Below are 22,497 nucleotides of genomic sequence, written 5' to 3'. Positions count from 1 at the left end.
GTATACTAACGAGATGGAAGAGGGATGAACAGAGTTTTCTGATGTTATTTGGGTATAAGCTAATACCTAAATAATTTTAGCGTTGAGGCAAGCGAAAACTGGAGAAACAGGTAAAGAGAGTCATGAGACAAGGAAGCTTGAGCCAATCCGATTATTTGTTAGGGAAGAAATAGAGCATTCTTCCCCACATAATTTGCACCGCGTTATGCGCTTGCATAAATAACACTGCCGCCTTTTATGGTGTCAATGATCTCACGAGACAACTTCTTTGGCAGTGCAGGGCAACCCCAACTGCGCCCAAGGTAACCATTCTTCTTGATAAAAGAAGGGTTAGCATAGTCGGCACCGTGCACAACGATATAACGCTCGCGAGCTTTATCGTTCAACCCTGAGCTTAGACCATCTAATCGAAGTGAATAACCATTTGATCCGTAGTAGGTGGTGTCAGTCAAAAACGTACCCAGTGATGTTTTACGCGAGTTCACCACATTTGAAAACTGCGTCGCTGTTTTCTTTCCACTGTTCACACCGTGAGAAACATAAGTATTGTAGATAAGCTTCTTTTTATCTAAATCAACCACATAAAAGCGTTTTTCAGTCGATGGTTTACTATAGTCGATAATGGTTAGTACTGATTTCTTTCTATCGGGTGTTTTTTGGTACGCGATATAAGCGTCACGAAACAATTTAAAGTCTACTACGCCATCTAACTTTGCTTGTTTGAACACTTGTTCAATTTGATTCTGTGGTATGTGACTTTTGACTTCGTTATCTGCTTGTTTTGCAAAGGCAAAAGGAGAGGCAGACAGAAATGTCCATATAAATAATAAAATTAACTTTTTCATCTTGGCTAAATAAAACTCTATGGTGTTACAAATTTACCGATTGCTTCATGCATTCGTTAAAACAACATGCACATCAATATAATTCTATTCCCAATGTTTCTTACTGTACGCTTAGGTACTTAATATTGGGTTAACGATAAGTTTTCAAGTTAAAAACTAACTGTTTGAAACTCAAATAAATTATGAAGTTAATCGATTGTTTCGATAAACTTCGGCATAAATAATATCTGATATGTGTAATTAATAAAACTGTGTTTAAGGATATTTGTGAGGTGGCGAATTTATAAAAACGACGTTTTATTTTTTCTAGATTAGAAATTCTTTTTATTTCAATATGTTTGTTTTTTGTACGTCTATTTAGCTTGCGTTTAGATTTGTGATTTGACTCGTAACAAATCGTAACGTCAACTCGTTATGTGTGTTAGTGCATTTTAAGTGAATGGGTAAACAACAAGATGGATAAGAAAGGTAGAGAAATACTGAGAAGAAGGGCATTTCTTGTTCACAAGTGATAAAGCTAAGTCTAAGTGGAGCCGACAAATGAGCTTCTACACGAATCATCTAAGCCGGTGATTAGCAGTACAAAAGTAAGTTTTGTCAGCTTTTACTTATTTCCTCTTGTTTTCAATTAAATACATAAAATCTGAACTAAACTTACCAAAAAGTAATTCTATCGTTTTGATTAAATATTTAAATAACTGTGAGGTTTCATCGAAAAATAATAATACCAAAAATTAACGTACGAACTTGTATCAATTTTTATCTTGTTGAATCTAAGAGTGATTTTTTATGTTGGACCTTATGTTTGATTCATAGAGAAAAATCCCCTTTCTTAGCTGAGTATCGAGTTTTTAATTTTGATCTTTAAACCTATTTTGTCATACCTGATAATGCAGTGACATTAACATACCAAGCATAATTGATATATTTAGCTAAGTAGGCGAAAATCTTGAGGGTGGAGAGTTCCCATTAAGAGAAGCTATTCAACCTGTTTAAGGATGGTTATGACAGCATTTAACAAAGTGTTTATTGTCACACCCAATGCGCATGATTTTGCAATCTTGCAAGAATCTGCATTGGAAATGTCCCTTCAAGTAACCACAAACGAACCTATCCAGCTGTATGGAGAATCTGTTAAAGACAGTTGGAGAAGTATTGATATTGAATGGTTAGATGTTGAAGGTGAAAACACATTACCTAGGCCTGATGTTGCTGCTTGGGGAGCGGTTACTTTCGCTGTGCCAGCTGCCATTGCTGATAAGCTTGGTGCGTTAAGCGAGAATGTCGAATTCTTGCCATTGAGTCTAAAAGGACAGCCTTGGCGAGCATTAAATATTATTACTCAAATCGATGCTATTGATAGCTCTGCTACCAAGTATAACCTTCGTAATGGGAAACCGAGTCGTACTAGGCCGTTTAAGAAACTCGTTTTGAATAGAGAAGCCATTAATGAAGCTGGCTTATTCAGAGTAAAAGGTGCGGGACTCAGAACGTTTTGCACGGACAAAAAAGGTGGATTGTACGATAGAGTCAAAGAACTAAATTTGACTGGATTGGATTTCAAAGAGGTGCTTGTTTAAGAGTAGATAAACGGTAATTTTATGCAACTGTATTATATCTATAGGTGTGTGATAGTAAGAGCTAGATTTTTTGTTCTCTCTATGAATCACACGTGACCAAGTACAGCAGCCACATACATGGCTTCTGTACTTAATCTTTAATAAGATGTCCCTTGAACAGTAATTGAACCTACTATGGAACCATCGAAGCGGCTATCGTCATTTGCGGATTGCCACCACAAATTCAGTTGTTCCTTACTCATTGGCTTACCAAATAAATAGCCTTGCATATAGTCACAGCGGTAGGACGATAACCATTCATGCATCACATTGTGCTCAATACCTTCTGCGGTGACCGTTTTATTTTGAGCGTGGCATAGATCGATGATGGGTTTGATCACATGACCGTTGTTGGTTTTCATCAATGTAACGAGGAACTCTCGGTCAAACTTGATCTTTTGAACTGGATATTGAACAAGTTGAGTCAGCGATGTATAGCCAGAGCCAAAGTCATCAATGGCGAGACGATAGCCACGCTTCGACAGCTCATCAAGTAATGCTGTACCTTGTTGTTCTGCGGCAAAGGTTTCTGTTATCTCTAACTCAATACATTCTGGTTTCACACCGTTTCTGCTTGCTTGGTCATGAATATAATTCGCCATTTCGATGGAGTTAAGCTCTGCTGAAGAGAGGTTGATCGAAAGGACAATGTCTTTGCCAAAAATATTTCTTAATTGGTGATATTCTGCAGTTGCATTGGCGAAAACCCAGCGATCAATTTTATCAAATAAGCCCGCCTGTTCCGCGATTGGGATAAACTCTTTCGGAGGCACGGGACCAATGCCTTCCGCTTCCCAGCGCAATAATACCTCGAGTCCTTCAATCTCGTTGTCCCGATTATTCATATAGGGTTGAAAAACGAGATGGAACTCTTCTTCTACGTTGCTTTTTCTGAGCGCTCGCTCAAGCTGACTGCGTCTTTGAGACTCAACATTGAGAGCTGCTGAGTAATAAGCGTACTGGTTTTTCCCGGCTCGTTTGGCTTGATACATTGCCGCATCGGCACTGGAGAGTAATTTCGCGACGTCTGTACCGTCTTGAGGGTACTGAGCGATACCTACGCTTGCAGTCACGGGGAATGAATTACTCCAAGATGGACTGAGATTGCTAATCGGTTTTAGCAACTCTGAGGCCAGCAAGTCGGGTAGGCGTTGTGCATCCTGATTTGAGCTCAATAAAATAGCAAATTCGTCACCAGACAATCTTGCTGCAAAACAGGGACTATCGTAGTCGTGCGAGAATTTTTGACAGACATTTTTGATGTGTGATGAAAACACCTTTAATAAGTTGTCTCCCAGTTCATGCCCGTATTTGTCATTAACGTACTTAAAGTTATCGAGATCGACATAAATGACCCACAAATGCTGCGAAGGGGAGACGAGTTCACGAGTTGCAAGTTCATGGAAACGATGGCGATTAGCGAGTTGCGTTAGGTGATCCGTTTCAGCCAGGCGTTTTGTCTTCTTATATATGACGTTGAGCTCTTCATACATATCAAAAAAGCGTGAGGATAAGCGTCCTATTTCATCGTTTGTTTCTAGCTTTTCAATGTTGCCGCGTTGATTTGTTTCCAGCTCTTGTAGCTGTTTATCGAGGCGAGAAACGGGGTGTAATACATAACGATACAAAACCAAAACAATTAAGGTGATGGTGCAAAACGCCGCCACACCAAAGGAAAGGGCCAGTTCTAGCCACACTTTATCTACTTTATTCCACATCAAATATTCAGCGGGGGAGAGTACCGCATAAAAGTGTGGCAATAGTTCAATCGTCTGAGCGAGAGGAATATCGAGATAAATAGGCTTGTCGGCAAAAGTTATCACGCTATGCGTGTCGAACTCGATTTCGTGCTTGATCTCATTGAAGGCTTCGAGCGATACCGATACCACCACGAAAAAGACATTTTGCGGATCAAAACTTAGAGGTTGTGTCCCTGTTCGTTTGTCGATCAGTTCGTATTGCAGAAGAATACTTTGCCCGCTGGAATTGTAAATAAAGCCAGTATGGTTAAACGCTTCTCTCGTACTAAAGCTTCGCGAGATGTAATCCAATACCTTAGGGTCGACTACACCTGAAGATTCGTAGTATTTATTTTCTGTGTAATAAAGAAGGTTTTGTTTCCCGTCGAGAATCGCCATGCTTGCATCGCCTGTATAGCCATGGCTTAACACATCTGCGGTTTCATCGAGTCGGTTAAATAACACGCGCTCACGATACGGATTGCTATGATTCACCAAGTAGTCTTGCAATACATCACTTTTGCTTAATGTGTATGCATAACTATTGAGGAATATGTTGGCTTGTCGGAACTGCCCTGCGAGCTTTTCCATTTGCAATTGGATATAGCTGTCTTCTCGCTTGATGAGCGTTACTTTTTGAATGCTGTAAATAATATAACTTGATACCAGCGCGCTTAATAAGATCACTGGCGCGACAAGCAAGATGACTCGATTGCTTAACTTCATTATGGCTTTTAGTTTCCGTTTGTGTCCCTACAAACGTCGCATACCATATAAGGTACTGAACGGATGATGTGTTTTGCAAATTGTAACCAGATTGTAAGGTGAGCGTTCTCCAAAATCAGACAACCATCCAAGAACTGTGATGATGTGTAAGGTTTCCATCTCATTAACTAGAGTATTTCTCAGTAATGGGACGTACCTCTTTTTCAACTGTCTTTAAAAACCTCACTTCAAGTGTCGATTAAACCAGATATCGAAACGTTTCGATGACAAAGTGTGACTCATGTACCTTTTTACTATTCGATGACCCGTTAATTACGGATCATTCTCACACCTTATCGATCTCACTCTGGTCAAATTACCACAACGAATTACTATTTCATCGAAACGTTTCGATGAGTTTTCTGTTAATAACGAAAGCACTTTAAAACAGGCGCTCATGGTTGTATGAACGTGTAACCGAAAGGTCGATGAGATGAAAAAAAGTACCCTAATTAACTCAGATATTTCTTACTTGGTGGCGACGCTAGGCCACACCGATGAGATCACGATATGTGACGCTGGCCTGCCAATCCCTGAGCATGTACAGCGAATTGATTTGGCGCTAACGCATGGCGTACCAAGTTTTCTTGATACTGTTCGCGTGATTCTATCTGAGTCGCAAATCGAAGGGGTCATCATTGCGGAAGAGTTTTCTGATGTAAGCCCTGTTTTGCATCAAGCATTGCTTAACGAACTGAGCAAAGAGAGCGAAGAAACGGGTAAATCTATCGAGATCAGCTACGTGTCACATGAAGCATTTAAAGCACGCACGGCACAAAGCCGCGCTGTCGTTCGAACTGGCGAATGCTCGCCATACGCGAACGTTATCTTTCAAGCGGGCGTGGTTTTTTAAGCCAGAGATATTGAGGACAGATTATGACTCAAGCCATTCTACAACTGAGCGACATTGAGAAAGCGTTCCCGGGCGTAAAAGCACTGGACAAAGCGAGCCTGAATGTTTACCCAGGCCGTGTCATGGCGCTCATGGGAGAAAATGGAGCAGGCAAGTCAACCTTGATGAAGGTGCTGACTGGCATCTATCACATGGATGCGGGTAGCATCCAATATCAAGGCCAACCTGCCGCGTTTAAAGGGCCGCGTGACTCACAGGAAGCGGGCATCAGCATCATTCACCAAGAATTGAACTTGATCCCTGAACTAACGATTGCTGAAAACATCTATCTAGGTCGTGAATTTACCGGCACGATGGGGCGTATTCAGTGGGGCAAGATGTATGAAGAAGCAGACAAGTTGCTTCAACGCCTTAACGTAAAGCACTCATCGAAAACGTTGCTTGGTGATTTGAGCTTAGGTGAACAGCAAATGGTGGAGATCGCGAAAGCGCTTTCGTTTGAATCGAAAGTCATCATTATGGATGAGCCAACTGACGCGCTGACTGATACCGAGACGGAGTCACTATTTAAAGTGATCAACGAGCTTCGAGAGCAGGGCTGCGGCATCGTTTACATCTCACACCGTCTTAAAGAAATCTTTGAAATCTGTGACGACATTACCGTGCTTCGTGACGGTAAATTTATCGGTGAATGCAAAGTAGCAGACACTGATGAAGACGGCCTAATTGAAATGATGGTTGGCCGAAAATTAGAAGAGCAATATCCACGTATTGATGTACAACATGGCGAAACTTGCCTTGAAGTGATTGGCCTGACTGGCTCTGGCGTTCACGATGTGAGCTTCACGCTGAAACGCGGTGAAATTTTGGGTATCTCTGGTTTGATGGGGGCAGGCCGCACCGAACTGATGAAAGTGATTTACGGCGCGTTTCCAAGTGAGCATGGTGTTATCAACCTCGATAACAAAACCATTAATCCGGTTAGCCCACAAGATGGCTTAGCAAATGGCATCGCTTATATCTCTGAAGATCGCAAAGGCGATGGCTTGGTGTTAGGTCTCTCGGTTAAGGAGAATATGTCACTTTGTTCTCTCAATCAGTTGACTAAAGGCTTCCAAATCCAACATAGCGATGAAGTGATTGCCGTGGAAGATTTTATCAAGCTATTTAATATCAAAACCCCTACGCGCGACCAAATCATTGGTAACTTATCCGGCGGTAACCAGCAAAAAGTGGCGATCGCGAAAGGGTTAATGACCAAACCTAAAGTTCTGATTCTCGATGAGCCAACACGTGGCGTCGATGTCGGTGCGAAAAAAGAAATTTATCAACTCATCAACAAGTTCAAAGCCGAAGGCATGAGCATCATCTTGGTGTCTTCCGAGATGCCAGAAGTGCTCGGTATGAGTGACCGCATTCTGGTTATGCATGAAGGTCGTATTACTGGCGAATTCGATGCGAAAGACGCCGATCAAGAAAAATTACTCTCCTGTGCCGTAGGCAAAAAGATCAATGAGGAAGCAGCATGAGTACTAATACCATGAGCAAACCAACCGAAGCTAGCAACAAGAAGTTGTTCACAAAAGAGTGGTTGATTGAGCAAAAATCACTGATAGCACTGATTTTTTTGATTGTTGTTGTGTCATTTTTGAACCCGAACTTCTTTACGGTCGACAACATTCTCAACATTCTTCGTCAAACCTCAGTGAATGCCATTATCGCGGTAGGTATGACACTGGTTATTTTAACCGCAGGCATCGACTTGAGTGTTGGTTCCGTACTGGCGCTATGTGGTGCCTTTGCGGCAAGCATGATTGCGCTTGAAGTCCCGGTGCTGGTGGCGGTTCCGACTGCTTTAGTCGCAGGTGCAGCGTTAGGCGCAATTAGCGGCATCATCATTGCGAAAGGCAAAGTACAGGCCTTTATCGCTACGCTGGTTACCATGACGTTACTACGCGGTGTGACTATGGTGTACACCGAAGGTCGTCCAATCTCGACAGGTTTTACTGACACAGCTGATGCGTTTGCATGGTTTGGTACCGGCTACGCGCTAGGTATTCCAGTACCCGTTTGGTTGATGGTAGTTGTATTCGCTGCGGCTTGGTATCTACTTAACCACACTCGCTTTGGTCGCTACGTTTATGCACTAGGTGGCAACGAATCAGCGACTCGTCTATCTGGTATCAATGTAGACCGAGTGAAGATTGGTGTGTACGCCATCTGCGGTATGCTGGCAGCGCTTGCAGGCATCATCGTGACTTCTCGTCTGTCTTCGGCGCAGCCAACAGCGGGTATGGGTTACGAGTTAGATGCGATTGCTGCGGTTGTACTTGGCGGTACCAGCTTGATGGGCGGTAAAGGACGCATCATGGGTACGCTAATTGGTGCGCTGATCATCGGCTTCTTGAACAATGCTCTTAACCTACTTGATGTTTCTTCTTACTACCAAATGATTGCCAAAGCAGTGGTTATCTTGCTCGCAGTACTGGTAGACAACAAAAACAAATAATCCATAACCATTAAATCCTGAATACAAACCGAGCCAGTGGGCGTGTGCTGGCTCACCCTACACAAAGGACTAGAACGATGAAAAAACTTGCAACTCTTATTTCTGCTGCACTTCTTTCTTCCACTGTATCAGTAGCGGCACAAGCCCAAGATACGATGGCGATTGTGGTTTCGACGCTAAACAACCCGTTCTTCGTAACGATGAAAGACGGTGCGGAAGCTAAAGCGAAAGAATTGGGGTACGACTTAATTGTACTGGACTCGCAAAATGACCCGAGCAAAGAGCTGTCGAACATCGAGGATTTAAGTATTCGCGGTGTAAAAGCAATTCTTATCAACCCAACGGATTCTGATGCTGTGTCTAATGCGATTCGTATGGCGAACCGTTCTAAGATCCCTGTATTGACACTAGACCGTGGCGCAAGCCGTGGTGAAGTCGTGAGCCACATCGCGTCCGACAACGTGATCGGTGGTGAAATGGCAGGCCACTACATCATGGAAAAAGTTGGCGAAAAAGCAAAAGTAATTCAGCTTGAAGGTATTGCGGGCACATCGGCGGCGCGCGAGCGCGGTGAAGGTTTCATGAATGCCGTGAAGGGCAGCGATATGGATCTTCTTGCCAGCCAGCCAGCAGACTTTGACCGTACTAAAGGCCTAAACGTGATGGAAAACCTACTCGCGGCTAACCCTGATGTACAAGCGGTGTTCGCACAGAATGATGAAATGGCGCTAGGTGCACTTCGCGCCGTTCAAGCTTCTGGCAAAGACGTCGTTATCGTTGGTTTTGATGGCACGGAAGACGGCATTGCCGCAGTTAACCGTGGCAAGCTAGCAGCAACCATCGCACAGCAACCAGATCTTATTGGTGCTTTAGGTGTTGAAACGGCTGACAAAGTCTTGAAAGGTGAAAAAGTAGAAGAATACATTCCGGTGCCACTAAAAGTAGTGACTAAATAAGTTTGACGTTCAATAAAGCGTCCTAATTTTTGCTCTCTCCTCCGTTTATATCTGTCGTTTAGGAGGAGAGGGCAAACATACCCAAGAGACTTAAAAATGCAGGGTATAGATGCCTTTGACTTTTTATCGTGACTCCTTCGTTAGGAAGAGAAGTTAAAGTCATCTAATGTATTTTCCAAAATAGTTTTTCAAAAAAAGGGTTCATTCAGAACCGAGGATAACCGTATGAATAAGTTAGTGGTGTTAGGTAGTGTAAACGCTGACCATGTTCTTCAAGTGCCTTCTTTCCCTCGCCCTGGCGAAACGCTACATGGTCGCAACTATCAAGTTATCCCAGGTGGCAAAGGTGCCAACCAAGCTGTTGCTGCAGCTCGACTCAAGGCTGATATTGGCTTTATTGCTTGTGTAGGCGATGACTCGTTCGGCATCAATATTCGTGAAAACTTCAATATGGACGGCATCGACATCACTGGTGTGAAGATGCAACCAAACTGCCCAACTGGCATTGCGATGATTCAAGTGTCGGATAGTGGTGAAAACAGCATTTGTATTTCAGCAGAAGCGAATGCCAAATTGACAGCAGAAGCGATTGAGCCAGATTTAGATCGCATTCGCCAAGCGGATTACCTGCTGATGCAATTGGAAACGCCGATGTGCGGCATTGAGAAAGCCGCGCGAGTGGCGAAAGATGCAAAAACTAACGTCATTTTAAACCCTGCCCCTGCTCGTGAACTGTCAGACGAACTGCTTGCTTGTATTGATGTCATTACACCAAATGAAACCGAAGCTGAAGTCCTGGCGGGGGTAACGGTAACGGATAATGACAGCGCGCAAGAAGCGGCGAATGTGCTTCATAGCAAAGGTATCGAAATTGTCATGATCACTCTCGGTGCGAAGGGTGTTTGGTTAAGTCAAAATGGTAGAGGTGAGCTCATCCCGGGGTTCCGTGTTGACGCGACTGATACCACCGCAGCAGGGGATACGTTTAATGGGGCATTCGTCACTGGCCTGTTAGAGGATTTACCTTTAGAATCAGCAATTAAGTTTGCACATGCGGCGGCTGCAATTTCTGTGACCCGCTTTGGCGCTCAGACGTCGATCCCAACTCGCGAAGAGGTGGACGCGTTTCTCGCAGCACAATAGGGCTTAAACGCCTCATTAATTAGGAGTAATAACATGGCGACGATGAAAGACATCGCAAAACTGGCAGGGGTTTCCACTTCAACAGTGAGCCATGTTATTAACAAGACGCGTTTTGTGAGTGAAGAGATCTCCGAACGCGTCAATAATGCCGCAAAAGAACTCAACTACTATGCGCCATCAGCTTTGGCGCGTAGCCTCAAAGTCAATCGTACCAAAACCATTGGTATGCTAGTGACCACTTCAACCAACCCATTCTTTGGCGAAGTCGTAAAAGGCGTCGAACGCAGTTGCTATCACAAAGGCTATAGTCTCATTCTATGTAACACAGAAGGTGATAATGAACGCATGCGCCAATCCATTAATACGCTTTTGCAAAAGCGTGTCGATGGTTTGATCTTGATGTGCTCCTCGCTAGAAGGGGAGCGTATCGATGTATTTGAGCGTTATCCTGATATCCCTGTCGTGGTGATGGATTGGGGGCCGATGCTGTTTACGAGCGACAAAATTCAAGATAACTCGCTTCGTGGCGGTTACCTAGCGGCGAAATACCTGATTGATTGCGGCCACACAGAAATAGGATGTATCACCGGCCCTTTGATTAAACACCAAGCACAAATGCGATACGAAGGTTACAAACGTGCGATGAACGAAGCTGGCTTGGAATTTAATGCTAACTGGATAATTGAATCGGACTTCGAATGTGAAGGCGGATATCAAGCATTTATGAAAATGGCGCAGCGAGGCACCTTACCCAGCTCGATTTTCGTTTCCAATGATATGATGGCGATGGGTGTGATTAACGCCGCAAATGAGCTCAATATTAAAGTCCCGGAACAGATTTCAATCATCGGTTACGATGACATACATATCGCGAAGTTCATGTCGCCATCACTCACCACAATTCACCAGCCTAAATACCGTCTTGGGCAAGCTGCCGTGGAAACGCTTGTCCGAAAATTGGATGATAAATCAACAGAAGCGCAAGTCGTGCAATTAGAACCTACCTTAGTTGAACGAAAAAGTGTCAAGATATTAAAGTCAAGCAGCACTAGATGACCTGTGATGTTGAGCTAAAAAATCAAAAAAGTCGTTTCTCTTTATACTATAAAGCCTTACTATCACCATTGATTATAAATAAAAATATTAATTGTTGTCTGGCGGATTAGTTAAATGTTATCAAAAGGTTACGCTAAGTTCTCCGTAAAGCATCCTTGGTTTCACCGAGTTAATGTTATTGCGGTCATACTAATTTTTTTTGTGAGCTGTTATCAGCTCTTGGTGAATGAAGCATTCGAGTACGCCATTGGGTTTGTTATTACACTTTTGGCGTCAGCTTTATTTGCATCAGCTTCCGCATTCAAAAAGCGCTATTTAGGTTTGGATTCTTAGGCGTGTTAATTTCCAAGCGGTTCAATTGAGTCATTTATTGCTTTCAAGCAAATATTGAACTGAATTATGATCGAGTGCATCAAGAGGGGGACAAATGTCCTCCTTTTTGTTAGGTGTCACGCCCTAATATAGGCATATTCCCAAACAAAATAATAAAGGACATCGACATGGACCTACTTGCCTTACTCGATATAAACAACACCCTAGTTAACATTCCAATTGGCGGCGGTTACGCAATGAGTTGGATCGAAGCTTTCGGTACGGTTTTTGGGTTGCTTTGCATTTGGTTTGCTAGCCAAGAAAAAACCATCAACTACTTATTCGGTTTGCTGAATGTCACTCTTTTTGCCGTTATCTTTTTCCAAATTCAGTTATACGGATTATTACTTCTTCAACTGTTTTTCTTCTGTGCGAACATTTACGGTTGGTATGCGTGGACTCGTCCAAACGCGGAAGGTGAAACGCTGGAAGTACGCTGGTTAAACAAACAGAAACTCATCGCCACTGCTTCTATTAGCGTTGTGTCTATCGCGTTGTTAACCATCTACATCGACCCTTTTTTCTTTGCATTAGCAAACATTGCTGTTGATAGCTTGAATCTCTTTGGTGCAGGTTTGGCTGATCCGGTACTTGAACCTGATGCGTTCCCGTTTTGGGATGCAACCATGACAGTACTTTCTGTTGTTGCACAAATTCTGATGACACGTAAATATGTGGAAAACTGGATTCTTTGGGTTGTGATTAACATCATTAGTGTTGGCATCTACGCGACACAGGGTGTTTATGCGATGTCCGTTCAGTATGCGATTTTGATGTTCATTGCTGCCAATGGTACGCGTGAATGGGCACGTAGCGCCAAGCGCAATGGCGATAAAACCTTAGCTCAAGCTGCAGCTTAAGGAACGAAAAATGGCGAAACAACCTCATATTGGTGTTGATGAAACACAAGTCGCTCCTCTCGTCATTGTATGTGGTGAGCCAGACCGAGCTAATCGTATTGCCGCATTATTGGATGATGCAGAAATGATCTCGGAAAATCGCGAGTACCGTGTTTTTACTGGCAAATACAAGGACCAGCCTGTTTCAGTATGCAGCACAGGCATCGGCGCGCCATCAATGATCATTGCGGTGGAAGAGCTAAAACAGTGCGGCGTAACTCATGTAGTACGTGTTGGATCGGCAGGTGCGATGCAATCTGGGATTCAGCTTGGCGAGCTAATCATTGCCGAAGGTGCGGTAAGAGATGAAGGCGGCTCCAAAGCGTATGTGGATTCGGCTTATCCGGCGTACGCAAGCTTTTCCTTATTAAAGGAAGTTGAGCGTTACCTGTCGGTGCAAGAGGCACGTTATCATTTTGGTGTGGTACGTTCTCACGACAGTTTCTATACCGATGACGAAGATGTGATATGCCAATACTGGAACAAGAAGGGCGTCTTAGGTGCAGATATGGAAACCTCAGCTTTGTTTGCCGTTGGCCGGTTACGTGGTCTTCATGTGGCTTCGATCTTAAATAACGTCGTTCTGTACCAACAAGATGTGAAAGAAGGGGTTAGCCAGTACGTTGATGAAGCGAAAGTAATGATGCAAGGTGAGAATCTTGCTGCAATGACGGCGTTAGAAGCTCTGATCGCTCAGAGGTAGTCCGTACTAACCTCAGTAACTCTTATAAATCAATGAATGTAAAGCGACAGGCCTCTGTCGCTTTTTTATTTGGTGTTACGGGGTACAATCCACCTGAGATAGTTATCAGTAACTTTTCTGAGAGAGCAGAGAATGAAAATCAGCCCGTATCCAACTGGCCGCTTCAAAACATACCTTGAAAAAAAGAGCGTTGCCTTTCGTGAGATGATCTATCAGTGTCAAATTAGTACGCGTTACTTTGATGCTGGGGAAGAAATTCTCCGTCAAGGTGAGCAACTTCAGTACTTATATGTTGTGCCGGTAGGTCGAGTGTCAATGAGCATATTGGCCGCGAATGGGCGACGCTTTCAATTAGGAGAGGCAAACTGCGACTATCATATCTATGGTGAAATGGAGTACTTCACTCAGACTCCTTGCCAATGGAATGTGATTGCAGATGAGCACATGCAGGTTGATGTTATCTGCATCCAAAAACTAACTGAAGCGCTACAAAAGCATCCAGAAATGATGGTGTTCTTTACTTCAGCGTTGGCCGAAGATTATCAAGATTCTATGGATATCTATACCAATCGGTTATTGCATCCCATTACTTATAATATTGCGTATGATCTTTTCGTCCGTAATCAAACCAACACATTGCTCGGTGGCTTTGACAAAGTAAATCAAGAAGCTGAGCGATTTGGTACTTCTGGTCGTGTTTATCGACGTGCAGTTAAAGATTTGATTGAAAAGGGATTGATTGCAAAAACGGAAAACGGGTTGGAGATTATTGATGAGCTTGCACTCAAAGCATTTATCGAAGCGCATGAATGATACACCTAGATATTGCAATGAATGGTTTTTATAAGTCTTTGATATAGTTGGAGCTCGAATAAGCGTAACTAATGTAAAGTACCTTAAATTTTGTTGAATGCAGTAAAGAGTAACGTTATATTGCGAACGCGCATGATAATAGATCTCATTAAGGCTTAACAAAATGAAAAAATTCGTCGGTGCGGCTATGTTGTCGCTATTTACTGTTTCTCCTTCTTTCGCTGCTAAGGTTGTGATTGACCATTACATGGGTCAAACCGAGCTGGAGCAATCACCAGAACGCGTGGTTGTGATTGGCTTTGGTCCGCTAGATGCGCTGGACAACTTTGGTATCGATCCTGTTGCAGTCTCTAACTCTTCTAATCTGCCTAGCTACCTTTCAAAGTACAGCAAAGATAACTACACCTCTGCGGGTAGTTTGTTTGAACCTGACTTTGAAACCATTTACATGCAAAAACCGGATTTGATATTGGTTGGTCCGCGAGCGTCTGCGAAATATGAAGAGCTGAGTGAAATTGCTCCTACGGTTGTTTTTGCTGCGAAAGAAAATCAAGGTTACTGGGAAGGTACGCAAGCACAATGGCGCAATATTGGTAAAATCTTCGATATCGAAGAAAAAGTAGAGCAGAAAATTGAAGCGCTAGATGCTCAATTCAAAGCAATCCGTGACTACAATCAATCAAATAACAATGATGCGTTAACGATTTTAAGCATGGGTGACAACATCAGTGCGTTTGGAGCTCAATCACGATTTGGTGTGATTTATAACGATTTCGGTTTCTTGGAAACGGTTGAACACGTGAAAACGGGCACTCACGGAGATGTTATTTCTTATGAATTTATTCGTGAAGCTAACCCGAAAAATATACTCGTAGTTGACCGCAATTCGCTGAAAGGCACGCCAGATAACGATATTCGTAAGTCCATGGATAACGACTTAGTCAAAGCAACCGCCGCATATAAGAATCACAAAATCACTTATTTAGATGTGGACGCGTGGTACTTGTCGATGTCTGGTGTGACTGCAACAGAAAAAATGGTCAGTGAGATCAAGCAAACCGTTGAACTGTAATCCAAGATAGCAGAGGTTAACTTTGAAAAAGTTATTGCTAACCCTTGTGGTTTTAAGCGCGGTTTCGTTATTTGTTGGGGTGGCAAACATGACGCCCCAACAACTCTTTTCGGGTGATGAGAAAGCGTTGGAGCTTTTCTTTACCAGCCGTATACCACGTTTATTTGCCATATTACTCGCTGGTGCAGGCTTAAGTATTGCAGGCCTTATTATGCAGCAAGTTAGTCAGAACCGATTTGCTGCACCTTCTACAACCGGTACGATCGAATGTGCCATGCTGGGCTACGTACTGAGCGTGGTTTTCTTTGGTAACGACAATCACCTATGGCTTGTCTTCGGTATTTCGGTGTTCGGGACGCTAGCATTTATTTTCTTTATTCAACGCATTCAATTTAAGAGTGTGGTCTTTGTGCCACTTGTCGGAATTATTTTCGGCAATGTCATCCAATCCATGACCACGTTTATCGCTTACAAATACGATGCACTTCAAAGTCTGAATGCTTGGACAGTCGCGAATTTTGCCAACATCTTACGTGGTGACTTTGAGCTACTGTACATCGCGGTACCAATGGCTATTCTAAGCTATCTTTTTGCCGCACGGATTTCAGCCGTGGGTATCGGAAAAGATTTCGCGGTTAACTTGGGGTTAAATTATCAGCAGGTTGTCACGATTGGCGTGCTGTTGGTGTCAATCATGTCAGCAAGTGTCGTGATGATTGTTGGGCAGCTGCCATTCCTTGGTCTGATTGTGCCGAACCTCGTTAGTCACTTTTATGGTGATAACCTCAAAAAGAACATTCCGCTTACGGCCATGTATGGGGCGACTTTAGTGCTGTGTTGCGACTTGGTGAGTCGTTTGATTATCTTCCCTCATGAAATGCCAATCTCTATCGTGATCAGCATATTGGGTGGCGTGGTATTCATCGCGATGTTGTTGCGAGGTAAGCAACATGCGTGATTCAACGAAAATCCTACTGCTAGGTGGCATTGCGGTACTTTTTGCATGTTTGTTTATTGGTATTGGGCTAACGGCTGACAACTACCAGTATTTTTTATCTCGTAGAGTTCCTAAAGTATTGGCGATAGTGCTAGCGGGTGTGGCTATTGCTCAGTCTTCACTTGTATTTCAAACCATTACGCACAACCGAATTTTAACGCCAAGTATCATGGGGTTTGATGCGTTGTATGTGTTGACGCAAATTTTGATCGTGCTGATATTTGGTGGTTTGAGTACTTTAGTTCTTAACTTGTACGTCAATTTCGCGATTGCCGTAATTGTAATGGTGTCGTTTTCGTTATTGTTGTTTGGTTTTTACTTTTCTAAAGGAAGCAAGAACTTGATTACGTTGCTATTGGTCGGCTTGATCTTTGGTCAGCTATTTTCCAATGCGGCGTCATTTTTCTCTTTGCTGATGGATCCAAATACGTTTGCAATCGTTCAATCGAAACTTTACGCCAGCTTTAATAATGTCAAAGTGAATTTGGTTTACTTTAGTGCGCCAGCTTTGATGTTTGCATGTTGGTTGCTATTTAGTATGCATCGCACTTTAGATGTGTTTTGGCTCGACCAAGACAATGCGAAAAGTTTGGGCGTCGATGTACCTAAGGTGACGCGAAATGTATTCATTATCTCGGCGGTTCTGATTGCTATTTCTACGGCTCTAGTGGGACCAATTATGTTCTTTGGTTTGCTGGTAACCAACTTAAGCCGAGAAATGTTCAGAAGTTACCAACACAAAACGCTACTGGTTGGTTGTTCGTTTCTCTCCATCAGCTCGTTACTGGCTGGGCAATGGATTATCGAGAACGTATTCAGTTTTGAGACGACGTTGAGTGTCGTTATTAACTTTATTGGTGGTGCGTATTTCTTATACCTACTACTGAAAAACAAAGTTGTATAAATATGATAGTGATAGACAAATTAACGAAGGCCTTCGGTTCAAATAAAGTGGTTGATGAGGCCAATACTCAGTTTGAAAAGGGCAAGGTAACATCGATTATTGGCCCGAATGGCGCGGGAAAGAGCACGCTGTTATCTATGGCTTCGCGCTTAACGGAGCGGGATGGTGGTAGTGTTATCATTGATTGCAAGGAAATTGCGGAATGGGACACTAAAGAGTTAGCGAAAAAGCTGGCGGTACTTCGTCAAGCCAACTCGATTACCATGCGATTTACCGTGAAAGAGTTGGTCTCTTTTGGCCGTTTCCCATACTCCAAAGGAAATCTGACCAAAGAAGATCATGCGGTGATTGAACAAGCGATCGACTACCTAGATTTACAAGGTATCCAAGACAAATATTTGGATGAATTAAGTGGTGGTCAGCGACAGCTTGCGTTTATTGCCATGGTGATTGCACAAGATACAGACTACGTTTTTCTTGATGAACCACTTAACAATCTAGATATCAAACACTCTCTTCAGATCATGAAAGTCGTGCAGCGGTTAGCTCATGACATGAACAAAGCCATGGTGGTGGTAATTCATGATATTAATTTCGCAGCGTGCTACTCGGATGTCATATTGGCGCTTAAGCAAGGCAAAGTTGTGGCAAGTGGTGCGGTGGAAGAGGTGATTCAGGCGTCTACGCTAGAGGATATCTACGAAACGCCGTTTAATATTATCGAATTAAACGGCAAGCGCATGTGTACTTACCACTAATCCAACCTCAGTGCTTAATGAAAGCGATTCTTCAATGAGGATAGATAGGCGAGTTTACTTGGTGAGCTCGTCTATGATTGGGCATCGGCTTTCAGCGTCTCCCGGACAAGAAGAAACCCAACCTTCAAGTTGCGTTTTGATCTCCATAAGGTGCGCGATTTTTTCTTCAACCTCTCTCAGCTTATCCATGGTTCTTGCTTTTACTTCGCTGCTTTTTCGGTTGGGATTATGGGCAAGCTGCACAAACTCTTTGCATTCTTGCAGTGAAAAGCCAGCGTTTTTTGCGCGTGATACTAAGTTAAGCTCTTGAATATGATTATCTGAATATTCGCGATAGCCAGAGTCGCTGCGCGCTGGTGGAGATATGATCCCTTTGTCTTCATACAATCGAATCGACTTAGATGAAAGCCCAGTAAGCTTTGCGACAGCACCAATATTCATGTTCAACCTCCATAACGTTTAAGGCGAGTATATACCGATGTTGTGGATAAGACACTCCTAAATAACAGTCAGTTACCTGGGGCCTCTTTACTCTTTTATCACTTCATGCGGTGGTACACCAAATACCTTTTTGAAAGCGCAGGTGAAGTTGGAAGGGTGGTGGTATCCGGCTTCATAAGCCGCTTCCGTGATCGTCACTAGGCCACGTTCCAAGTGTTGCCTCGCAATCTCAAGGCGACGAAAGCGAATATAACCATTTACGGTCATATTCAGTGATTGTTTAAATCGGCGCTGCAGGTTTGAAACGCTCATTGAAAACACGCTTGCCAACTTTTCTAAGCCTAGTTCTTGCTCAAGGTGAGTTTCTATATAGCTAACAATATCCTCTATTCGACCATCTGTGTGCCGTTCATGGTTATTTTTATTAGCACTGAAGTTTTTGGGGATTTGCTCAGTCGCTTGATGCAAAATTTGATAGATCAAGCTTTCAACTTCCAACTTATCTTGGAATTCTTGTGGTGTTTCTCGGCTTGTCAGCGTTTCAGCCAGTTCGCATAACGCCTGGTTAAGCTCTAGAGGATGAAACGCCTGATGAGAGTTAAAAAAGGACCGATGACGACAGGTTTGGTCAAGGCGAGCCTCTAGCCACTGGGGCTTAACCAATATGTTGATCTTATTAATGACGTTATCTTTGAGCAGTGAACGACGAAAGTTTGCAGGTTTGAGTAGGTTCACCACGACACCTTTAGGGCCGTCGCTTGCGTCTAAATCAAATTGCAAATCGTCATAGCCAAACGAGAGCTTACCTTCTAAAAGAATAGTGACCAACAGTGAGGCGTGTGCAGTAGAAACAATATGTGAATCAACAAGCTCTAGGCAACGTCCACCATGAATAAAGATTTGATCATTGTACTGATATGATAGGAATTTGCCTTCTGCCAGTTGAGTTTGACAAGGTTGACCTTGCGTGACGATCCACTGCTTTTCTGTGGCTTCCAGTTTTTGGGTTAAAGCGATCTTGGCAATTCTAGTTCGTTTTGGTGTGACTTCCCGCATTTGACACTTCCTCATAACACTTGTGCGATTTCGCATAATCAAATCGCCTTTGTATTTATAAAACTCATGCTTATTATACCTGAGAATTATTATCATTAATATTTAGGAATGAAGTTATGGAAAGCCCTGCTTGTTCATCTATCAAGCTTTCAAGCCTTTGCCTTGCAGTGGGAATGGCGCTATCAAACCCTGTTTTAGCTCAAGATACCGAGTCACATTTTGAAGAAGTCGTTGTATGGGGAACAAAAGTTTCTAGCAATACTGAGTCGATGTTTGCGGACGACATGTCACTGAAGCAAGCGGATCATATGTCTGATTTACTGCGCGATATTCCCGGTGTGGATGTTGGTGGAACACACTCTGTGAATCAACGTATTACCATTCGTGGTTTGAGCGAAACCGATTTGGACATTCGTCTTGATGGTGCTTCTCAGCATGCGAGCATGTTCCATCACATTGGTAACTTGACGCTAAACCCTGACATTCTCAAATCTGCCGATATCCAGGTAGGTAATAACTCTGTGACTCAAAATGGCTTAGGCGGCTCGGTTTATTTTGAAACGAAAGACGCTCGCGATTTACTTCGTTACGATGAAACGTTTGGCGCTCGTGTTTATGGCGGTTATGCATCCAACGACAACCAACAAGGCTCGTTGACGCTGTACGGGCTTTTGTCCGAAAACATTGATGCGATGGTTTATGGTCATTACGTTACGCGTGATGACTTCGAAGATGGTGACGGCAACAAAACCTATGGCTCTGCGGGTGATGTTTACAACATTCTGGCTAAGTTGGGGTATGAACTAAACGACATCCATCGTTTTGAGCTCTCTTATGACATGTACCGAGACAGTGGTGATTACAGTCCGCGTCCTGATATGTCGGGTAGTGCGAACAATGGCTTATCGAGCACGTTACTTATTCCTACGGATTATGACCGAGATACCGTTACCTTGAGTTACGAGCTGCGAGGCGAACAGCATAAAGGTAACGTCACACTTTATGATACCGAGACAGAAATTAAACGGGATGAGAGCGTTATGGCTCCTCGCTGGCCTTCGAACCGTTTATCGAAGAACACCGCTAAAAACCAAAACTTTGGTTTGAATGGTAAGTTCCAGTCGGATGTTATGTTAGGTGAGTTTGATAATCGAATCACCTATGGTTTCGACTACATGGATAAGACATCTTCAAGTTACTACGGTAGTCGTAAGTTCATGGATGAATCGGCCATTTCAACCGCATTGTTTGTAGAAGACCAGTTCTTCTTCTCTGATGCTTTCTTTGTTACCGCAGGTATGCGTTTTGATGATTACAAACGTGAAGCTGAAACGGGGACGAGTAATTATGATGATGTGACCTGGGCCCTAGCAGCAGAATGGGCAGTCACTCAGGATTGGACGTTGTTTGCGAGCGCACGCTCTCTATTCAAAGGCCCTGAGCTGATGGAAACCTTTATTGCCTACCAAGACGTTGCATTTTTAGAGGATGGACTAAAGCCAGAAACGGGGTTGAACACACAGGGTGGTGTCCGTTTTGATAAAACCTTTGATAAGCATTTCTTTGGAGCGAATATTACGGCATTCCAAACGGAAATTGATGATTACATTGCAGACCAGTACCAAAACGCGACTCAAACTTACCTGATTTACAACTTAGGTGATGTCGAGATTAAAGGCTTTGAGGCAAGTGCTTCTTATGGCTACGACAAGTTTAACAGCAAACTTTCTTACTCTAAGTCGGACACCAAAAACAAGAATACTGGTGGCCCTGTTGCTGGGGGTAATGGGCGTAGCATTGATATGGGTGATAGTATTGCTCTAACTTTGGATTACCAGTCAGACGCTTTAGAAACGATCTTCGGGTGGAACTCAATGTTTGTTCTAGAGGAAGACAACGTCTTTGATGGTCAGCCAAAGAAAGCAAGCTATGATGTACATAATCTATATGCTCAATGGGTGCCGTCTGATATTGATGGACTGTCGGTGACCTTTGGTATTGATAATGTATTTGACGAGTTGTACAGCTCTCATGCGTCTCGTTCGGGTACGGCACGTGGCTTCACGCTTGATGACTACGAGCCGGGTCGCAACTTCAAACTTTCTGCTGCTTATCAATTCTAATAGAGCTCCCGAGAGGGGGCGCTTCAAAACACGAGTAAATTCATGATTAAAGAAAGCACCCGAATAGATAGCGAACACGCTGACAAATACTTAGTGACGCTTTGTCGGCATTTTGGACGAAAGGTTCCTGCTACTTGGAATGAAAACAGCGGTTTGGTGGCATTCCCGACGGGAAAAGCGGAGTTTGCTCTTTGCGAGTCTAGCTTGACCATTATTTGTGAGGCGGATTCCGAAGAGAAACTGAGCACAGTGAAGGCGATAATCTCATCGCATGTAGACATGTTCTCTCGTCGAGAAACATTAGCACTTAACTGGGTTCGCTAGAGCTATTGATGAATGTGCAGAAAATGAGAGCGCATTAAAAGCAAAAAGCCCGCGCTCTTATCATTCGCGGGCTTTTATTGTTCGAATGCTATTGCTTTTTAGGCTCTAGATTCTAGGCTTTTTTTTTCCTGTTGCATTTTTGCTAGGAAGTAGATATTAACGCAAGCAATAAAGCCGTTAGTTAATACTACAGGCCAAGAATCAATCATTAGTCCGTAAGCAGTAAATAGCGCACAACCAATAAAGTTAAGGATACGAAGCTTAACAATATCTTTCATAGTTAGCGAAATTGCGACCATGATTGAAGCTGCATAACCTAAAATCTCAACCATATTCATGTCCATTTTTTGACCCTCTTAAAATCTGCCGAATTTTGTCGGTACCAATTCTTCTCATCTTGAGATTAATGAGGAAGCTCCATGCCTCGAATGGTCTTTTTTTGTTGTATGGACGCACTATATCAATGGAAAAACCGTGATAAAAGCCTCAAATCAAGGTTAAGAGAAGGTTAGCGATTACGCAAACGTTTAGGACGGGAATTACTGATAAT

General features: G+C 43.2%; 21 protein-coding genes. 16 read left to right on the top strand and 5 right to left on the bottom strand.

All coding sequences use genetic code 11. The features are described from left to right. Positions 1-203: 203 nt before the first annotated feature. Positions 204-845: a murein L,D-transpeptidase catalytic domain family protein gene (locus OO778_RS17830; RefSeq protein WP_006741014.1), complete on the bottom strand. Its 642-nt coding sequence runs from the start codon at positions 843-845 to the stop codon at positions 204-206. A gap of 1,004 nt (positions 846-1,849) precedes the next feature. On the opposite strand from OO778_RS17830, the gene OO778_RS17825 reads away from it, so the two are divergent. Beyond that, positions 1,850-2,425 (top strand): DUF1629 domain-containing protein, encoded by a 576-nt coding sequence (locus OO778_RS17825; RefSeq protein WP_074190569.1) that lies wholly within the window; start codon positions 1,850-1,852, stop codon positions 2,423-2,425. Positions 2,426-2,562: 137 nt separating this feature from the next. Here the strand turns inward: OO778_RS17825 and OO778_RS17820 are convergent, their stop codons facing one another. After that, complete coding sequence (locus OO778_RS17820; RefSeq protein WP_074190570.1) at positions 2,563-4,929, bottom strand: EAL domain-containing protein; 2,367 nt, start codon at positions 4,927-4,929, stop codon at positions 2,563-2,565. A gap of 472 nt (positions 4,930-5,401) precedes the next feature. On the opposite strand from OO778_RS17820, the gene rbsD reads away from it, so the two are divergent. From rbsD to vctC, 13 genes are all read left to right on the top strand, one after another. Continuing rightward, positions 5,402-5,821, top strand: coding sequence for a D-ribose pyranase (gene rbsD, locus OO778_RS17815; RefSeq protein ID WP_005397153.1), 420 nt, complete (start codon positions 5,402-5,404; stop codon positions 5,819-5,821). A gap of 23 nt (positions 5,822-5,844) precedes the next feature. Further along, positions 5,845-7,350 (top strand): ribose ABC transporter ATP-binding protein RbsA, encoded by a 1,506-nt coding sequence (rbsA, locus tag OO778_RS17810; RefSeq protein ID WP_258614629.1) that lies wholly within the window; start codon positions 5,845-5,847, stop codon positions 7,348-7,350. Continuing rightward, positions 7,347-8,330, top strand: coding sequence for a ribose ABC transporter permease (rbsC, locus tag OO778_RS17805; protein ID WP_006741011.1), 984 nt, complete (start codon positions 7,347-7,349; stop codon positions 8,328-8,330). Before rbsA ends, rbsC begins: the two co-directional genes overlap by 4 nt. Before the next feature lie 77 nt (positions 8,331-8,407). Beyond that, the gene (gene rbsB, locus OO778_RS17800; RefSeq protein ID WP_005397160.1) at positions 8,408-9,286 is read left to right on the top strand and encodes a ribose ABC transporter substrate-binding protein RbsB; all 879 of its coding nucleotides are present in this window, start codon (positions 8,408-8,410) and stop codon (positions 9,284-9,286) included. A gap of 225 nt (positions 9,287-9,511) precedes the next feature. Next, positions 9,512-10,429, top strand: a complete 918-nt coding sequence (rbsK, locus tag OO778_RS17795) for a ribokinase (protein ID WP_264912296.1) — start codon at positions 9,512-9,514, stop codon at positions 10,427-10,429. 33 nt (positions 10,430-10,462) lie between these two features. Beyond that, on the top strand, positions 10,463-11,485 hold the full coding sequence (locus tag OO778_RS17790; RefSeq protein WP_005397164.1) for a substrate-binding domain-containing protein: 1,023 nt from the start codon (positions 10,463-10,465) through the stop codon (positions 11,483-11,485). Positions 11,486-11,985: 500 nt separating this feature from the next. After that, entirely contained in the window at positions 11,986-12,717 is a 732-nt protein-coding gene (gene pnuC, locus OO778_RS17785) for a nicotinamide riboside transporter PnuC (protein ID WP_005397168.1), read from the top strand. Positions 12,718-12,727: 10 nt separating this feature from the next. Continuing rightward, positions 12,728-13,459: a nucleoside phosphorylase gene (locus OO778_RS17780; protein WP_258614616.1), complete on the top strand. Its 732-nt coding sequence runs from the start codon at positions 12,728-12,730 to the stop codon at positions 13,457-13,459. A gap of 132 nt (positions 13,460-13,591) precedes the next feature. Then, the gene (locus OO778_RS17775; RefSeq protein ID WP_256936497.1) at positions 13,592-14,272 is read left to right on the top strand and encodes a Crp/Fnr family transcriptional regulator; all 681 of its coding nucleotides are present in this window, start codon (positions 13,592-13,594) and stop codon (positions 14,270-14,272) included. 163 nt (positions 14,273-14,435) lie between these two features. Further along, complete coding sequence (locus tag OO778_RS17770) at positions 14,436-15,344, top strand: siderophore ABC transporter substrate-binding protein (RefSeq protein ID WP_134645591.1); 909 nt, start codon at positions 14,436-14,438, stop codon at positions 15,342-15,344. Positions 15,345-15,366: 22 nt separating this feature from the next. After that, positions 15,367-16,302 carry an iron chelate uptake ABC transporter permease subunit VctD gene (gene vctD, locus OO778_RS17765; protein WP_256936498.1) on the top strand — a complete coding sequence of 312 codons (936 nt, stop codon included), beginning with the start codon at positions 15,367-15,369 and terminating at the stop codon, positions 16,300-16,302. Then, a complete protein-coding gene (gene vctG, locus OO778_RS17760) occupies positions 16,295-17,245 on the top strand; it encodes an iron chelate uptake ABC transporter permease subunit VctG (protein WP_005397178.1) in 951 nt (316 codons plus the stop codon). Before vctD ends, vctG begins: the two co-directional genes overlap by 8 nt. A gap of 2 nt (positions 17,246-17,247) precedes the next feature. Then, entirely contained in the window at positions 17,248-18,003 is a 756-nt protein-coding gene (vctC, locus tag OO778_RS17755) for an iron chelate ABC transporter ATP-binding protein VctC (RefSeq protein WP_005397181.1), read from the top strand. Between the two features lie 54 nt (positions 18,004-18,057). Here vctC and cueR read toward each other — a convergent pair whose 3' ends face one another. Further along, positions 18,058-18,444 carry a Cu(I)-responsive transcriptional regulator gene (gene cueR / locus OO778_RS17750; protein ID WP_012842332.1) on the bottom strand — a complete coding sequence of 129 codons (387 nt, stop codon included), beginning with the start codon at positions 18,442-18,444 and terminating at the stop codon, positions 18,058-18,060. An 87-nt stretch (positions 18,445-18,531) separates the two neighbouring features. After that, entirely contained in the window at positions 18,532-19,500 is a 969-nt protein-coding gene (locus tag OO778_RS17745; RefSeq protein WP_047008259.1) for an AraC family transcriptional regulator, read from the bottom strand. 116 nt (positions 19,501-19,616) lie between these two features. On the opposite strand from OO778_RS17745, the gene OO778_RS17740 reads away from it, so the two are divergent. Both OO778_RS17740 and OO778_RS17735 read left to right on the top strand, forming a co-directional pair. Next, complete coding sequence (locus OO778_RS17740) at positions 19,617-21,623, top strand: TonB-dependent siderophore receptor (RefSeq protein ID WP_074190576.1); 2,007 nt, start codon at positions 19,617-19,619, stop codon at positions 21,621-21,623. A 42-nt stretch (positions 21,624-21,665) separates the two neighbouring features. Further along, positions 21,666-21,947, top strand: a complete 282-nt coding sequence (locus OO778_RS17735) for a DUF2218 domain-containing protein (protein WP_074190577.1) — start codon at positions 21,666-21,668, stop codon at positions 21,945-21,947. 98 nt (positions 21,948-22,045) lie between these two features. Here OO778_RS17735 and OO778_RS17730 read toward each other — a convergent pair whose 3' ends face one another. Continuing rightward, positions 22,046-22,291, bottom strand: coding sequence for a YgjV family protein (locus OO778_RS17730; RefSeq protein ID WP_005397186.1), 246 nt, complete (start codon positions 22,289-22,291; stop codon positions 22,046-22,048). Positions 22,292-22,497 lie beyond the last annotated feature (206 nt).

The sequence above is a fragment of the Vibrio sp. STUT-A16 genome (genome assembly GCF_026000495.1).
In the GTDB taxonomy this organism is placed as follows: Bacteria; Pseudomonadota; Gammaproteobacteria; order Enterobacterales; family Vibrionaceae; genus Vibrio; species Vibrio diabolicus.
Note: the sequence above shows the minus strand (reverse complement) of the source record. Positions and strands in the feature narration are given on the sequence as shown.

What these genes read in the sequence shown, in the direction of transcription:
- OO778_RS17830 (WP_006741014.1), bottom strand. Translation starts at nt 845, where the DNA reads ATGAAAAAGTTAATTTTATTATTTATATGGACATTTCTGTCTGCCTCT.
- OO778_RS17825 (WP_074190569.1), top strand. Translation starts at nt 1,850, where the DNA reads ATGACAGCATTTAACAAAGTGTTTATTGTCACACCCAATGCGCATGAT.
- OO778_RS17820 (WP_074190570.1), bottom strand. Translation starts at nt 4,929, where the DNA reads ATGAAGTTAAGCAATCGAGTCATCTTGCTTGTCGCGCCAGTGATCTTA.
- rbsD (WP_005397153.1), top strand. Translation starts at nt 5,402, where the DNA reads ATGAAAAAAAGTACCCTAATTAACTCAGATATTTCTTACTTGGTGGCG.
- rbsA (WP_258614629.1), top strand. Translation starts at nt 5,845, where the DNA reads ATGACTCAAGCCATTCTACAACTGAGCGACATTGAGAAAGCGTTCCCG.
- rbsC (WP_006741011.1), top strand. Translation starts at nt 7,347, where the DNA reads ATGAGTACTAATACCATGAGCAAACCAACCGAAGCTAGCAACAAGAAG.
- rbsB (WP_005397160.1), top strand. Translation starts at nt 8,408, where the DNA reads ATGAAAAAACTTGCAACTCTTATTTCTGCTGCACTTCTTTCTTCCACT.
- rbsK (WP_264912296.1), top strand. Translation starts at nt 9,512, where the DNA reads ATGAATAAGTTAGTGGTGTTAGGTAGTGTAAACGCTGACCATGTTCTT.
- OO778_RS17790 (WP_005397164.1), top strand. Translation starts at nt 10,463, where the DNA reads ATGGCGACGATGAAAGACATCGCAAAACTGGCAGGGGTTTCCACTTCA.
- pnuC (WP_005397168.1), top strand. Translation starts at nt 11,986, where the DNA reads ATGGACCTACTTGCCTTACTCGATATAAACAACACCCTAGTTAACATT.
- OO778_RS17780 (WP_258614616.1), top strand. Translation starts at nt 12,728, where the DNA reads ATGGCGAAACAACCTCATATTGGTGTTGATGAAACACAAGTCGCTCCT.
- OO778_RS17775 (WP_256936497.1), top strand. Translation starts at nt 13,592, where the DNA reads ATGAAAATCAGCCCGTATCCAACTGGCCGCTTCAAAACATACCTTGAA.
- OO778_RS17770 (WP_134645591.1), top strand. Translation starts at nt 14,436, where the DNA reads ATGAAAAAATTCGTCGGTGCGGCTATGTTGTCGCTATTTACTGTTTCT.
- vctG (WP_005397178.1), top strand. Translation starts at nt 16,295, where the DNA reads ATGCGTGATTCAACGAAAATCCTACTGCTAGGTGGCATTGCGGTACTT.
- vctC (WP_005397181.1), top strand. Translation starts at nt 17,248, where the DNA reads ATGATAGTGATAGACAAATTAACGAAGGCCTTCGGTTCAAATAAAGTG.
- cueR (WP_012842332.1), bottom strand. Translation starts at nt 18,444, where the DNA reads ATGAATATTGGTGCTGTCGCAAAGCTTACTGGGCTTTCATCTAAGTCG.
- OO778_RS17745 (WP_047008259.1), bottom strand. Translation starts at nt 19,500, where the DNA reads ATGCGGGAAGTCACACCAAAACGAACTAGAATTGCCAAGATCGCTTTA.
- OO778_RS17740 (WP_074190576.1), top strand. Translation starts at nt 19,617, where the DNA reads ATGGAAAGCCCTGCTTGTTCATCTATCAAGCTTTCAAGCCTTTGCCTT.
- OO778_RS17735 (WP_074190577.1), top strand. Translation starts at nt 21,666, where the DNA reads ATGATTAAAGAAAGCACCCGAATAGATAGCGAACACGCTGACAAATAC.
- OO778_RS17730 (WP_005397186.1), bottom strand. Translation starts at nt 22,291, where the DNA reads ATGGACATGAATATGGTTGAGATTTTAGGTTATGCAGCTTCAATCATG.